The organism is Actinomycetospora chiangmaiensis DSM 45062 (assembly GCF_000379625.1).
In the GTDB taxonomy this organism is placed as follows: Bacteria; Actinomycetota; Actinomycetes; order Mycobacteriales; family Pseudonocardiaceae; genus Actinomycetospora; species Actinomycetospora chiangmaiensis.
This window is the reverse complement of record NZ_KB903244.1, coordinates 199,536-212,321: the sequence shown is the minus strand read 5'-3', so window position 1 is coordinate 212,321 and position 12,786 is coordinate 199,536. Positions and strand designations below refer to the sequence as shown.

General features: G+C 73.6%; 15 protein-coding genes. 4 read left to right on the top strand and 11 right to left on the bottom strand.

Annotated elements, in window-relative coordinates; genetic code table 11:
- Positions 1 to 11: 11 nt before the first annotated feature.
- The 8 genes from A3CO_RS39175 to A3CO_RS0122840 all read right to left on the bottom strand — a co-directional run bounded on the left by A3CO_RS39175 (position 12) and on the right by A3CO_RS0122840 (position 5,929).
- Entirely contained in the window at positions 12 to 242 is a 231-nt protein-coding gene (locus A3CO_RS39175) for a PIN domain-containing protein (protein WP_018334582.1), read from the bottom strand.
- 21 nt (positions 243 to 263) lie between these two features.
- Complete coding sequence (locus tag A3CO_RS39170) at positions 264 to 416, bottom strand: PIN domain-containing protein (RefSeq protein ID WP_018334581.1); 153 nt, start codon at positions 414 to 416, stop codon at positions 264 to 266.
- Complete coding sequence (locus tag A3CO_RS0122865) at positions 413 to 595, bottom strand: hypothetical protein (protein WP_026204900.1); 183 nt, start codon at positions 593 to 595, stop codon at positions 413 to 415. Before A3CO_RS0122865 ends, A3CO_RS39170 begins: the two co-directional genes overlap by 4 nt.
- Before the next feature lie 140 nt (positions 596 to 735).
- Positions 736 to 2,817, bottom strand: coding sequence for a prolyl oligopeptidase family serine peptidase (locus A3CO_RS0122860; RefSeq protein WP_018334579.1), 2,082 nt, complete (start codon positions 2,815 to 2,817; stop codon positions 736 to 738).
- A gap of 132 nt (positions 2,818 to 2,949) precedes the next feature.
- Positions 2,950 to 3,945, bottom strand: coding sequence for an alpha/beta fold hydrolase (locus tag A3CO_RS0122855; protein WP_018334578.1), 996 nt, complete (start codon positions 3,943 to 3,945; stop codon positions 2,950 to 2,952).
- Between the two features lie 69 nt (positions 3,946 to 4,014).
- Complete coding sequence (locus A3CO_RS33920) at positions 4,015 to 4,776, bottom strand: PadR family transcriptional regulator (protein WP_018334577.1); 762 nt, start codon at positions 4,774 to 4,776, stop codon at positions 4,015 to 4,017.
- 137 nt (positions 4,777 to 4,913) lie between these two features.
- Positions 4,914 to 5,165, bottom strand: a complete 252-nt coding sequence (locus tag A3CO_RS0122845) for a DUF6295 family protein (protein WP_018334576.1) — start codon at positions 5,163 to 5,165, stop codon at positions 4,914 to 4,916.
- Complete coding sequence (locus tag A3CO_RS0122840) at positions 5,165 to 5,929, bottom strand: dienelactone hydrolase family protein (protein WP_018334575.1); 765 nt, start codon at positions 5,927 to 5,929, stop codon at positions 5,165 to 5,167. The genes A3CO_RS0122845 and A3CO_RS0122840 overlap by 1 nt, the downstream gene beginning before the upstream one ends.
- 92 nt (positions 5,930 to 6,021) lie before the next feature.
- Between A3CO_RS0122840 and A3CO_RS0122835 the strand changes: the two genes are divergently transcribed.
- On the top strand, positions 6,022 to 6,801 hold the full coding sequence (locus tag A3CO_RS0122835) for a GPR1/FUN34/YaaH family transporter (protein ID WP_018334574.1): 780 nt from the start codon (positions 6,022 to 6,024) through the stop codon (positions 6,799 to 6,801).
- Positions 6,802 to 6,805: 4 nt separating this feature from the next.
- Here the strand turns inward: A3CO_RS0122835 and A3CO_RS0122830 are convergent, their stop codons facing one another.
- The 3 genes from A3CO_RS0122830 to A3CO_RS38405 all read right to left on the bottom strand — a co-directional run bounded on the left by A3CO_RS0122830 (position 6,806) and on the right by A3CO_RS38405 (position 8,917).
- Positions 6,806 to 7,351: a FumA C-terminus/TtdB family hydratase beta subunit gene (locus A3CO_RS0122830; RefSeq protein WP_018334573.1), complete on the bottom strand. Its 546-nt coding sequence runs from the start codon at positions 7,349 to 7,351 to the stop codon at positions 6,806 to 6,808.
- Positions 7,348 to 8,202: a fumarate hydratase gene (locus A3CO_RS0122825; protein ID WP_211214533.1), complete on the bottom strand. Its 855-nt coding sequence runs from the start codon at positions 8,200 to 8,202 to the stop codon at positions 7,348 to 7,350. The genes A3CO_RS0122830 and A3CO_RS0122825 overlap by 4 nt, the downstream gene beginning before the upstream one ends.
- A 118-nt stretch (positions 8,203 to 8,320) precedes the next feature.
- Positions 8,321 to 8,917, bottom strand: a complete 597-nt coding sequence (locus tag A3CO_RS38405) for a TetR/AcrR family transcriptional regulator (RefSeq protein WP_026204898.1) — start codon at positions 8,915 to 8,917, stop codon at positions 8,321 to 8,323.
- A 72-nt stretch (positions 8,918 to 8,989) separates the two neighbouring features.
- Here A3CO_RS38405 and A3CO_RS33915 point away from each other — a divergent pair, with 72 nt between their 5' ends.
- Genes A3CO_RS33915 through A3CO_RS0122805 form a run of 3 tightly spaced genes read left to right on the top strand, consistent with a single transcriptional unit; the run spans position 8,990 to position 12,733 of the window.
- A complete protein-coding gene (locus A3CO_RS33915; protein WP_018334570.1) occupies positions 8,990 to 10,444 on the top strand; it encodes an APC family permease in 1,455 nt (484 codons plus the stop codon).
- Entirely contained in the window at positions 10,431 to 11,729 is a 1,299-nt protein-coding gene (locus tag A3CO_RS0122810; RefSeq protein ID WP_026204897.1) for a D-arabinono-1,4-lactone oxidase, read from the top strand. The genes A3CO_RS33915 and A3CO_RS0122810 overlap by 14 nt, the downstream gene beginning before the upstream one ends.
- The gene (locus tag A3CO_RS0122805; RefSeq protein ID WP_018334568.1) at positions 11,726 to 12,733 is read left to right on the top strand and encodes an alanine racemase; all 1,008 of its coding nucleotides are present in this window, start codon (positions 11,726 to 11,728) and stop codon (positions 12,731 to 12,733) included. The genes A3CO_RS0122810 and A3CO_RS0122805 overlap by 4 nt, the downstream gene beginning before the upstream one ends.
- Positions 12,734 to 12,786: the final 53 nt, after the last annotated feature.

Genomic DNA, 12,786 nt, shown 5'->3' with positions numbered 1-12,786 from the left:
ATGTCCGCCCCTCAACCGGTCGGCAGCAGTTCGAGTCCCTCGTGCTCGGCGAAGTCCTCGAGGTCGCGGAGGTTCAAGGTCGCGAGCGGGACGCCCCGGGCGAGGCAGCACGCGGCGATCCAGGTGTCGTTGGCCGGCCGCGGGCGGCCACGGAGCTGCGCGTAGGCCTGGAGTTCGCCCCAGCGGAGCGCGACGGCCTCGTCGTACGGCAGGACCACGAGTGCGGCGAGGAAGCTGCGCATCGCGGCGAGCCGGCGCGGTCCTCACCGCCGCACCAGCGTCCACACGGTGAGTTCGCCGAGCGTCACGAACGTGATGGCCGGGACGTGCCCCGTGACGCTCGCGGCGAGCGCTGCGGGTGCCCGCCCGAGGATCAGGGCGGAGGCGGCGTCCGTGTCGAGGACGACGAGGGTCACGAGCGTCGGCGCGAGGCGTAGAGATCGCGGAGGAAGTTCTCGTACTCCTCGTCCGAGGAGAAGGCGTCCTCGCGGGCGAGTTCGTCGGCGGAGCGCAGGGGCTTCGCGCCCCGCCGTCGGATGATCTCCTCGGTCGGGACGAAGTCGTCGCCGTGCTCGCGCCTCGATGTGGTCGACATGGCGATCACCTCCCCGCCGTCGAGGATGGCACGCGCGGCGTCACCCCGAGGTCCGTTTCGAACACTCCTCCGCGGCAGGAAAGCGTCGTTGCTGTCACTGGACGACAGCAACGACGCTCCGCTGCCACGAGCGGTGGGGCTCAGCCCACGACGCGCCGGCAGAACTCCAGGACCAGCGCCCACTGGAAGGCCCGCTGGGCGTTGTCGGCCGCACCGCCGTGGCCGCCCTCGACGTTCTCGTAGTACTCCACGGGGTGCCCGTACTCGCGCAGGCGCGCGACGAACTTGCGCGCGTGCCCGGGGTGGACGCGGTCGTCGCGGGTCGACGTGGTCACGAGGATCGCCGGGTACGTCGCGTCCTTCGCGAGGTGCTGGTAGGGCGAGTACTGCGAGATGAACGCCCAGTCGTCGGGGTCGTCCGGCTCCCCGTACTCCGCCTGCCAGGATGCGCCGGCGAGCAGCAGGTGGAAGCGCCGCATGTCGAGCAGCGGCACCATCACGACGACCGCCCCGAACAGCTCCGGGTACCGCGTGATCATCACGCCCATGAGCAGCCCGCCGTTGGAGCCGCCGTGGATGGCGAGCCGGTCCGGCGTCGTGATCCCGCGCTCGACGAGATCCCGCGCGACCGCCGCGAAGTCCTCGTAGGCCCGGTGCCGGTTCTCGCGCAGCGCCGCGGTGTGCCACTCCGGCCCGTACTCCCCGCCGCCGCGGATGTTCGCGACGACGTACGTCCCGCCCTGCGAGATCCAGCCCCGGCCCATGATCCCGGAGTACGACGGCGTCAGGGAGATCTCGAACCCGCCGTACCCGGTCATGAGGACCGGCCCGGCCTCGGCCGACTCCTTCCCGACGACGAAGTAGGGCACCTTCGTACCGTCGTCGCTCGTCGCGAAGAACTGCTGGACCGTGACGCCGGTGGTGTCCCAGAACCCGGGGGCGGACCGCAGTGTCTCCAGCGGCGCGTCCTCCTCCGCGGAGGCGCCCAGGACGGTGCGGGCGAAGGTGGACGGGCGGGTGAAGCCGTCGGTGTCGAGGAAGATCTCGTCGGACTCGTCGGGGTCGATCCCGACCACCGCGACCTCGGCGAACGCCTCACCGGTCGGCAGCTCGCGGCGCGCCCAGTCGCCCGCGGCCCACTGCTCCGGGCCCGACGGCGGGGTCAGCACCTCCAGCCGCGTCGCCACGTCCTCGAGCACGGTGAGGATCAGGTAGCTCTTCGTCCACGACCACCCCGAGAGCGACCGCGACGCCGTCGGTGTGAACAGCACCGTGTGCTCGCGGGAGCCGTTCAGGAACCCCTCGGCCTCGAACGCGAGCAGCGTGCCCGCGGGGTACTCGGTACCGGCGACCGTCCACGGCGACCGGGTGCGCACCAGCAGCCAGGCGCGGTCGAGGTCGGTGTCGGCGTCGGCCGGCGCCTCGATCTTCACGAGCGTGGCGTCGGGGCGGAGCACGAACTCCTCGACGGTGTGGAAGTCGGGGCTGCGCCCGACCATCTCGCGCTCGAACCCGACCGTCCGGTCCTTGCCGGCGAAGGCGGAGACGTCGGTCTCCTGCGCCTCGAAGACGACGGGTGCCTCGGCGACCGGGGTGCCGCGCGACCAGCGCCGCATCACCCGCGGGTAGCCCGACGTCGTCATGGAGCCGGGGCCGAGGTCGGTCCCGACGAACACCGTGTCGTCGTCGACCCACGAGATGCGGCTCTTGGCCTCGGGGAGGACGAAGCCGCCCTCGTCCGCCGTCAGGAACCGCTTCTCGGCGAGGTCGAACTCGCGCACGACCGTCGCGTCGGCGCCGCCGCGGGAGAGCTGGACGAGCGCGCGGGTGTAGTCCGGCCAGCGCGCCGCGGCACCGGCCCACACCCAGTTCTCGTCCTCGTCGCGGGCGAGGGCGTCGACGTTGAGCAGCAGCTCCCAGTCCGGGTCGCCGCTGCGATAGGCGTCGAGCGTCGTGCGGCGCCAGAGGCCGCGCGGGTGCTCGGCGTCCTGCCAGAAGTTGTAGAGCAGCTCCCCCCGACGGCGGGTGTAGGGGATGCGGTCGTCGGAGTCGAGTACCGCGCGGAGCCCGTCCCGGAGCTCGCCGAAGTGCTCGGTGTCGGTCAACCGGCCCAGGCTCTCGGCGTTGCGCTCACGGACCCACGACAGGGCCTCGTCGCCGGTGACGTCCTCGAGCCAGAGGTACGGGTCGTCGGTCTCGGGGGCGTCAGCGGAGGAGGTCACGTGATCAGTCTGCCCATCCGGGCGCTCCTCCGCCGGGAGCCGGGGCGGCGACGGGCAGTCCTTCCTCGCGCGCGGCGTCCGCGAGGCGGTGGTCGTAGGCCACGAACGCGGTCAGGTGTAGCACGTGATGTGCTACACGACCGGCGCCGACCCGGCGTCGGGAAGAGCCCCGGTGCGGAGCAGGGAGCGCCATTCCGACGGGCTCCAGTCGGCGGGCTCGGTGGACGCGAGGAACTCCCGCAGCACCGTGACGAAGCGTCGGGGGTCGGTGTGGAAGGGGAAGTGCCCCGCCCGCTCGAAGATCACCAGCCGGCTCGCCGGCATCGCCTCGTGCGCGGTGCGCCCGTGCTCGACCGGGACCACCATGTCGTCGGAGCCCCAGACCAGCAGCGTCGGCATGCCCGCCGTCAGGTAGCAGCGGTCGAGCATCGTCACGACCTGGCCGCGCCAGTCCACGACGGCGCGCAGCGTGCGCAGGAAGGCCGACCGGCTCGTGGCGTCGGGCAGGGCGTCGACGAGCCGGACGAGGTCCTCGGCGTCGCGGCCGAGCCCGGTGTCGAGCTGCTGGAGGAAGCGCAGCACCAGCTCCGTCTGGAACCGCACCCCGGGCCAGCCCAGGACGGGCAGCAGCAGGTCGGCCAGCGGGAGCGACGCAGCGCGCAGCGCGGGGGTGACCGAGCGGGCCACCCCGCCGGCGCCGACGAGCACGAGCCGCTCGGTGCGCTCGGGGTACTGGTAGGCGAACTGCATCGCGACGCCGCCGCCGAGCGAGTGGCCGACCAGCGTGGCGCGGTCGACGTCGAGGACGGAGAGCAGGTCGCGCATGCCGTTGGCGTAGGCGCCGATCGAGTAGTCGCCGCGGGGCTTGTCGGAGCCGCCGTGGCCGAGCAGGTCGGGGGCGATCACGGTGTGGTCGCGTGCGAGGTCGTCGAGCACCGGGCCCCAGGTCGAGGAGTCGTCGCCGATCCCGTGGATCAGCAGCAGCACCGGTCCGGTCCCGGCGCGACGGAACGCCCGCCGGTAGCCGTGGACCACGCGGTACTGGAGCGCCCACCGCTCCCCGGCGACCCGGCGTGCGACCGGACCGGGGGCCGGTGGGGCGCTTCCTCCCGCGAACAGGCCGAGCACGTGCTCCTCCTCGTCGTCGCCATCAGCGGCGGTCGAGCGTAGGAGTCGCGTGTGACGGGCCTGTTGCGATCACGCGGTCCCGTCCGTCTCGTCGGTCGCGTCCCCGTTCTCCGGGGCGTCGACCTCGGCGAGCAGTAGGTAGAGCCGACGGCGGGCCTCGTCGAGGACCTTCGTCGCCTCGGTCACCTGCTCGGGCGTGCCGACCTGCGCGACCTGGGCGACCGCCCCGGCCAGCCCGCGGCCCGCCGTGCGGAGGTCGCCGAACCCGTCCTGCGCGCCGGCCGCGACCTGCGACCACACGGCGTCGAGCTCGGCGGCGTGCTCGGTGACGTACGTGCGGCCGGCCTCCGTGAGGTGCACGAGCGTGCGCCCCTCCGACTTCTCGGTGTGCACCAGGCCCTCGTCGGCCAGCTGCGAGACGGTCGGGTAGACCGACCCCGGGCTGGGCTTCCACGAGCCGCCCGAACGCTCGGCGATCTCCTGGATGATCTGGTAGCCGTGGCGCGACTCCTCGCGGAGCAGGGCCAGGATGGCCAGACGGACGTCACCGCGCGAGCGGCGACCACGTCCGTGCGGGCCGTGGCCGTGGCGACCGGGACCGCGCTCCTCGGCGGGACCCTCGAAGGGACCACCCCGACCGCGACCACCGCGACCGCGGGGGCCGAACCCACCGGGACCGCCCGGGCCGAAGGGCGGCCCGAAGTCCATGCCGAAGGGGCCTCCACCCCGACGACGGGGCGCGCCGCGGCGGGAGTCGCCGGGCTCGCCGTGCTGAGGGCCGTGGTGGCCCCGCTTGTGCGCCCACCCGGGGCGCTCGTTGATGTCGAACATGTCGTCCGATCCTCTCGGTAGGTATCGCCGACTGTCGGCGATGGCTCAACGATATATCGCTACTGCCCCGGTGCGCAAGCGCAGGTGAGCACTAAGTGGGGTCATAGGCCCACTTAGTGCTCACCAGCCGAAGGCACCTAGTGGTGCTTCGCCCGCTCCACGGTGACCTCGAGGGCCGCCAGCAGCTCCCGGGCGGACTCCAGCGAGAGCTCCACCGCGACCCGGGAGCCCGGCTCACGCCCCAGGAAGTCGATGTTCACGGTGTGCGCGTCGGGCGCGTGGACCGGGTGGTCGTAGTAGACCGTCGCCTGGCTCATCGGCTGCCAGCCGTCACGGGTCTTCCCGCTCGACCGCGCGAGGGCGACCTTCTCCGTCGAGTAGGTGCACATCAGTTGCTCCCCACCACGTCCTGGTGCAGGTGCCGGGCGAGGAAGTCGGCCACCTTCGCCCAGCCGTCGACCGCCGCCTCCGGGCGGTACGCGGGCCGGTCGACGGAGAAGAACGCGTGGCCCGCGCCGTCGTAGCGGTGGAACTCGTAGGTCTTGCCGTTCTCCTGCAGCAGCTTCTCCAGCTCGTCGACCTGCTCCGGCGACGGGTAGGAGTCGTCGTTGCCGAAGAGGCCGAGCAGCGGGGCGCCGAGCTCGGGGATCCGGTCGGCCAGCGGCCCGACCTTCAGCGGGAACCCGTCCGGCGGGGTGCCGACGACGAAGGCGCCGTAGCAGTCGACCGTCGCCTGGACGTCGACCTCGATGCCGGTGAGCACCGCCTGCCGGCCGCCCGAGCAGTAGCCGATCGCGCCGACCGCCCCGGTCGCGTTCGGCAGGCTCCGCAGCCAGGCCGCGGCGCCGCGGGCGTCCCCGACGAAGCGCTCGTCGGGCACACCGCCCTGCGCCCGGGCGGTGGCCGCGGCGTCGTCGGGCTCGGCGTCCGGGGCCTCGCGCGTGTAGAGGTTCGGGCAGATCGCCGAGTACCCCATCGTCGCGAAGCGGCGGGTGATCTCCTTGGACTCCCGGTCGTAGCCGGGCATGTGGTGGATGACGATCATCCCGGGGTGCGGGCCCGGGTCCATCGGGCGGGCGGTGTAGGCCTCGATGAGGTCGTCGCCGTGGCCACGGATGCCGATCGTCTCCGCGAGGGTCGCGTCGTAGCGCATGGGTCGGATCAGAGCACTTCCCGACGACGGGTGCAGGTCAACCGGGTGCGGTGTCCCGTTTGAGGCGTCAACCGGTGCGGGACCCTCGCGCCGTGACCACCACGGACGCTCCGCCCGAGCCGGATCCCGCGACCGACGGCTCCGGCCGCCACGAGGCGGGGCCACGCCACGGCCGGGCGGGGGATCGGGGCGACACGACCCGGGACGAGGCCCTCGAGCGCACGTCGATCGTGCTGCGCGCCTACGCGAGTCCGCTGCCGCTGGGGCTGTTCGCCTTCGCGATCGGCAACGTCCTGCTGGCCGTGACCCACCTCGGCGGGTTCTCGCAGCAGGACGCCCGGGTCGTCATGGTCATGCTCGCGACCTTCATCGCCCTGCCGCAGTTCCTCGCCGCGGTCCTCGGGTTCCTCACCCGGGAGCCGCTGGTGGCGACGCTGCTGGGGCTGCTCGCGGTCACCTGGCCGACCGACGTGGTGGTGCAGGAGTACACCGGCGCCACCACGAGCGCCCCGCGCGGCGTGCTCTTCTGCGCCCTCGCCGGGGTGCTGGTGCTGATGGCGATCCCGGGTCTCACCTCGAAGCCGCTGTTCTCGGTCGTCCTGATCAGCGCGGCCCTGCGGTTCGTCGCGGGCGGGGTCTACGACATCACCGCCTCCGCCACGTGGATGCGGATCAGCGGGATCGTCGCGATCGTCGTCGCGGCCCTGGCCGCCTACCTCGCCACGGCTCTCGTGATCGAGGACGTCCGGCACCGCACCGTGCTGCCGGTGGGCCGGCTCGGCGGCACCGAGTCCCGCTCGGCGATGGAGGCGGGCCTCGCCGAGCAGACCCGGTCCCTGCCCCACGAGGCGGGCGTGCGGGCCCAGCTCTAGACGGTCAGGCCTGTCGGCGGTAGCGCGCGGGCCCGTCGTCGTACAGGTCGCCGCCGTGCAGGTCGTTGACGACGAGGGCCGGGAAGTCGGAGATCGTCAGCTTCCGCACGGCCTCGGCGCCGAGATCCTCGTAGGCGACGATCTCGGCCGAGGTGATGCACTGCGAGAGCAGGGCGGCCGTGCCCTCGATCGCGCCGAAGTAGACGCAGCCGTGCTCGAGCATCGAGGACTTCACCTCGGCGTTGCGCCGCCCCTTGCCGATCATCGCGGCCAGCCCCCGCTCGACGAGCGCAGGGGAGTAGGCGTCGCACCGGCTCGCCGTCGTGGGGCCGGCGCTGCCGATGACGTGGCCCGGCCGGGCCGGCGTCGGGCCGACGAAGTAGATCGTCGCGCCCGCGACGTCGAAGGGCAGGTCCTCGCCGGCCGACAGCGCCTCCATGAACCGCGCGTGCGCCGCGTCGCGGGCGGTGTAGACGGTGCCGTTCAAGGTGACGGAGTCCCCGGCGTGCAGGGCGGCGGGATCGGTCAGGGGGAGGTTCAGGGCGGTCACAGGGTCACGCTCCGCACCCGGTGGGAGTGGCAGTCGAGGTTGATCGCGACGGGGAACGCCGCGATGTGCGTCGGGTAGGCCTCGACGTGCACCGCGACCGTGGTGACGGTGCCGCCGAACCCGGCCGGCCCGATGCCGGTGGCGTTGATCGCGTCGACCAGCTCGGCCTCCAGCTCCGCGAGCTTCGGGTCGGGCGACGGCGATCCGGTGGGGTTCCGCGTGAGCGCCCGCTTGGCGAGCACCGCGGCCCGGTCGAACGTCCCGCCCATGCCGATCCCCACGGTGACCGGCGGGCTCGCGCTCGGCCCCGCCTTCTCGATGGTCTCGACGACGAAGCGCTTCATGCCCTCGACGCCCGCCGCCGGGGTGAGCATCCGCAGGGCGCTCATGTTGTCGCAGCCCGCGCCCTTGACCAGCAGCGTCAGCTCGATGCCCGAGCCGGGCACGAGGTCGTAGTGCACCATCGCCGGGGTGTTGTCGCCGGTGTTCACCCGGTCGACGGGCGAGCGGACGAGCGAGGCCCGCAGGTACCCGTCGGAGTAGCCCTCGGCCACCCCGCGGTCGATCGCCGCGGCCAGTGAGCCGCCGACGAAGTGGACGTCCTGCCCGATCGTCAGGAACACCACGGCGTACCCGGTGTCCTGGCAGAACGCGATCTGCTCGGCGGCCGAGACCCGGGCGTTCTCGAGCAGCCGGTCGAACACCTCCCGGCCGATGGGGGACTCCTCGGCGGCCCGCCCCCGCTGCAGCGCGGCGACGTGGTCCTCGCGCAGCTCGTGGTTGGCCTCGACGCACAACTTCCGGACGACGGCCTCGACCTCGGCGACGTCGACCGTGCGCAACTCGCTCACGCGGCCGACCTCACCACAGTGGCCCCCCGCGCGCACCACGTCGACCATGATCACGTCGGGGTGACCGCCACGGCGGCCACGAAGATCGACATCAGCCACGACGGTCCCGTCGACGTGATCACGACGGCGAGGCGAGGGGCGCCAGCTGCGCGGCGAAGGCGTCGAGCACTCCCCGGGCGGCCGCGGAGTCCCGGTCGACGAGGTACGCGATCGTCACGCCGTCGGTGACCACCACGAGCATCCGCGCCAGCTGCTCCACCGGCAGCGACCAGGTCACGCCGCACGCCGCGGCCAGGGACTCCAGCGTCGCCGCCGCCGTCCGGTGGTAGGCGTCGTACTGCCGCTGCGCGACCCCGGCGAGCGACGGCTCGTGCATCGCGTGATGGGTGAGCCCGGTCAGCACCACCTCCCGCTCCGGCGCCGCCTCGACCGTCGCCCACCACTGGCGCAGCGTCTCGCGCAGGGAGGCCCCGATCCCGCCGACGATGTGCACCCCGTCGGCCTGCGCGTCCCGCAGCGCCGCCACGGTCACCTCGGTGAGCTCGACGAACAGCTCCTCCTTCGAGGCGAAGCAGTAGTGGAACGCCGCGACCGGAGCGCCGGCCTCGGCGCAGATCCGCCGCGTGGTGGCGGCCGCGAAGCCCTCGGCGCCGATCACCCGGAACGCCGCCTCGACCAGCTGGCGCCGCCGGTCGGCCGCCGACACCCGTGCCACGGTTCCTCCCCAACTTGGACAACCGTCCCGGACGCTTGACTCAGTATGACGCAGGTCGCACGCTGGGCACCCATGGAGGCCGGCTACGCGAGCGCGTTCCCGCGGGTGCTGCGACGGTTCGCGCTGTTCGCGATCGCGTTCTCCGTCGTCTCGATCACCACCGGCATCTTCGTCAACTACGCTTACGGGCTGACCACCCTCGGGCCGGCGGCGGTGTGGCTGTGGCCGGTGGCCGCCGTCGGGCAGCTCCTCGTCGTGCTCGTCCTGGCGGAGCTGGCCGCGCACATGCCGCTCGCGGGAGCGAACTACCAGTGGTCGGCCCGCCTGGTGAACACCGGCTTCGGCTACACCGTCGGGGCGCTCGGCCTGCTGTACTCCGCCGTCGGGCTCCCCGGGATCGCGCTGGTCGGCCTCGCGCCGCTCGCGGCCACCGTGCTGGGGCTCGACGCGGCCGACCCGCTGACGTTGCTGCTCATCGCCGTGGTCGCGCTCCTGCTGGCGTACGCGGTCAACGTCGTCCGGGTCCAGCTCGCCGCGCGGGTGAACAACCTCGCGGTGTTCGCCGAGATCGCCGGCACGGTCGTGCTGTCGGTGCTCCTGCTGGTGCTGTGGGCGACCCACCGGGGCGCCACCCCCGACGGCGGGCACGGCGTCGGCTTCCTCGCCGCCGTCAACCCGGGCACGCCCCTGGCCGACGGCATCGTCGGCGGGGCGCTCATCGGCATCTTCACCCTCGTCGGGTTCGAGGCCGCGGCGGACATGGCCGAGGAGGCCGTCGACGCCCGCCGCACCGTCCCCCGCGCGATGATCGTCGCGGCGCTGGTGTCCGGGGTGCTCGGGCTGGTCGCCCTCGTCGGCTTCACCCTCGCGATCCCCGACCTCGGCGCCGTGGAGGCCTCCCCGGTCCCGCTGGCCGCGATCGCCACGTTCTGGCTGGGGCCGGTGCTCACCGACGTGTTCCTCGTGGTCGTCGTCTTCTCGATGTTCGCGCTGCTCGTGGTGGCCGCCGCGTCGAACTCGCGGCTGCTCTTCGCGATGGCCCGCGACGGGCTGCTGCCGGCCTCCCGGGCGCTGTGCCGGGTGAACGCGGCGACGGCGACGCCCGTGGTCGCCCTCGTCGTCAGCCTGGTCGTCTGCCTGGCCCTGCTCGCCTACGGCACGCTCGACGGCGCGGCCTTCACGATCCTCGTCGGCGCCACCGCCCTCGTGCCGTACCTGATCTACCTGCTGACGCTGGGTGGCTACCTCGCCCGGCGCAGGCGACTCCGGGACGACGGGCCCGCGCCGTTCTCGCTCGGCCGCGCGGCCCTGCCGGTGGCGGGCCTGGCGATGCTGTGGCTCGTGGTCGTGGTGGCCGCCCTGACGCTGCCGGAGGCCTTCCGCGCGGCCGACTACGTGGTGCTGGGCGGGCTCGCCCTCACCGGACTCTGGTACGTGGCGGTGCTGCGGCGCCGCCTGCGCGACGGGACGGCGGGGCTGCCGCAGGCCGACCCGTCGTCGGGAAAGGAACGAGTTGACCTGGCGTAACTGGGCGGGGAACCAGCGCACGACGCCCACCCGGCGGGTGGTCGCCCGCACCACCGACGACGTGGCGACGGCGGTGAAGGAGGCCGCTCGCGACGGGCTGCGGGTGAAGGCGACCGGGTCGGGCCACTCGTTCACCGGAATCGGCGCGCCGGACGGGGTCGCCCTGGCGGTCCCGTCACAGGGGGTGCCGGAGGTCCGCGGGATGCTCGCGACGGTGCCGGCGGGCATGACGATCCGGTCGCTCAATGCGGCGTTGTGGGAGCAGGGGCTCGCGCTGCCGAACCTCGGGGACATCGACGCGCAGACGATCGCCGGCGCGGTCGCCACCGGGACGCACGGCACCGGGGCGCGGCACACCGGCATCGCGGCGCGGATCCGGGCGCTGGCGATGGTGCTCGCGGACGGCACGGTGATCACGACGAGCCCGACCGAGCACCCGGAGATCTTCCGCCACGCGCGGCTCGGGCTCGGGGCGCTCGGCGTCGTCACCGCGGTGACCCTCGAGTGCGTTCCCGCCTTCGCGCTGCACGCCACGGAGGCCGCGATGCCGTTGGCGGAGGTGCTCGCGGGCTTCGACGAGCTGGCCGAGCGGCACGACCACGTCGAGTTCTACTGGTTCCCCCACACCGACGTCGCCGCGACGAAGCTGAACGACCGGACGACGGCCGAGGGCCCGACCCGCGGCCGGCTCGGCGCCTGGGTCGGCGACGAGCTGCTGGGCAACGGCGCGTTCGAGCTGGTGTGCCGGCTCGGGGCGGCGGCGCCGGGCGCGGTCCCCACGCTCAACCGCGTCATGGCGGGGCAGATGGCGAACGCGGAGTACGTCGACCGCTCCTACCGCGTGTTCACCAGCCCGCGGCGGGTGCGGTTCAAGGAGATGGAGTACGCCGTGCCGCGGGCGGCGCTGGGCGAGGCGTTCGCCGGGCTGCGCGCGGCCGCGGCCCGGCACGCGGCGGACGTGACGTTCCCGGTCGAGGTGCGGGTGGCCGCGGCCGACGACGTCCCGCTGTCGACGGCGTCGGGCCGGGACTCCGCCTACCTCGCCGTCCACGTCCACCACACGCGCCCGCACGAGGCGTACTTCGGCGCCGTCGAGGCGGTGATGACCGCCCTCGACGGCCGCCCGCACTGGGGGAAGCTGCACACCCGCACTGCGGAGCAGCTGGCCGCGTCCTACCCGGAGTTCGACGCCTTCGTGGCCCTGCGCGACCGGCTCGACCCCGAGGGCCGGTTCGACAACGCCCACCTCGGCAGGATTCTCGGCGGGCGCTGGGAGGGCCGGTGACGCAGCGTCTCGCCGACCTGACGACCCCGGCGCTCGTCGTCGACGCGGCGGCGCTCGAGTCGAACCTCGCGGCGATGGCCGCGCGGCGGCCGGGGGAGACCCTGCGACCCCACGTGAAGGCGCACAAGACGACGGCGCTCGCGGCCCGGCAGGCCGCGCACGGGGCGGTCGGCTTCACCTGCGCGACGATCCGCGAGGTCGAGGGCATGGCCGCCGCCGGGCTCGGGGCCGACCTGCTGCTGGCCAACGAGGTGCTCGACACCCGCCGCCTGGGACGGCTCGACGCGCGGGTGACCGTGGCGGTCGACTCCCCGGAGACGATCGACGCGGCCGCGGCGGGCGGGGTGCGCGAGGTGCTGGTCGACGTCAACGTCGGGATGCCGCGCTGCGGGTGCCGACCGTCCGACGCCGGAGCGCTCGCCGACCGGGCCCGCGCGGCGGGGCTCACGGTCCGCGGGGTGATGGGCTACGAGGGGCACCTGCAGGCGTGGCCGGACGTCGACGAGCGGGCGCGACTGACGGAGTCCGCCATGGAACTCCTGCTCGCCGCGCACCGCGACGTCGGCGGTGACGTGATCTCGGGGGGCGGCACCGGGACCGCGGCGTGCAACCCGTGGGTCACCGAGATGCAGGCCGGCTCCTACGCGTTGATGGACTCCGCCTACGCCGCGGCCGGGGTCGGGTACGTCCAGGCGCTGCACGTGCTGGGGACGATCGTGCACGTCTCGGCGGCCCGGCCGGACATGCCCGCGTACGCCGTCGCCGACGTCGGGCTCAAGGCGCTGGGCATGGACCACGGCAACCCGACGATCCCCGGCGCGCAGGTGTGGTTCTGCTCGGACGAGCACGTGACCTTCGCGGCGGACGACCCGGTGCGCGTCGGCGACCGGGTGCTGGTGACCCCCGCCCACGTCGACCCGACCGTCGCCTACCACGATCGGATGCACGTCGTCCGCGACGAGGAGGTCCTCGAGACCTGGTCGGTGGATCTGCGCGGCTGGTAGGGGTTAGACCTCCCCCCGTCACCGGGTACGGCAGGCCGGCAAGCCAGCTGAGT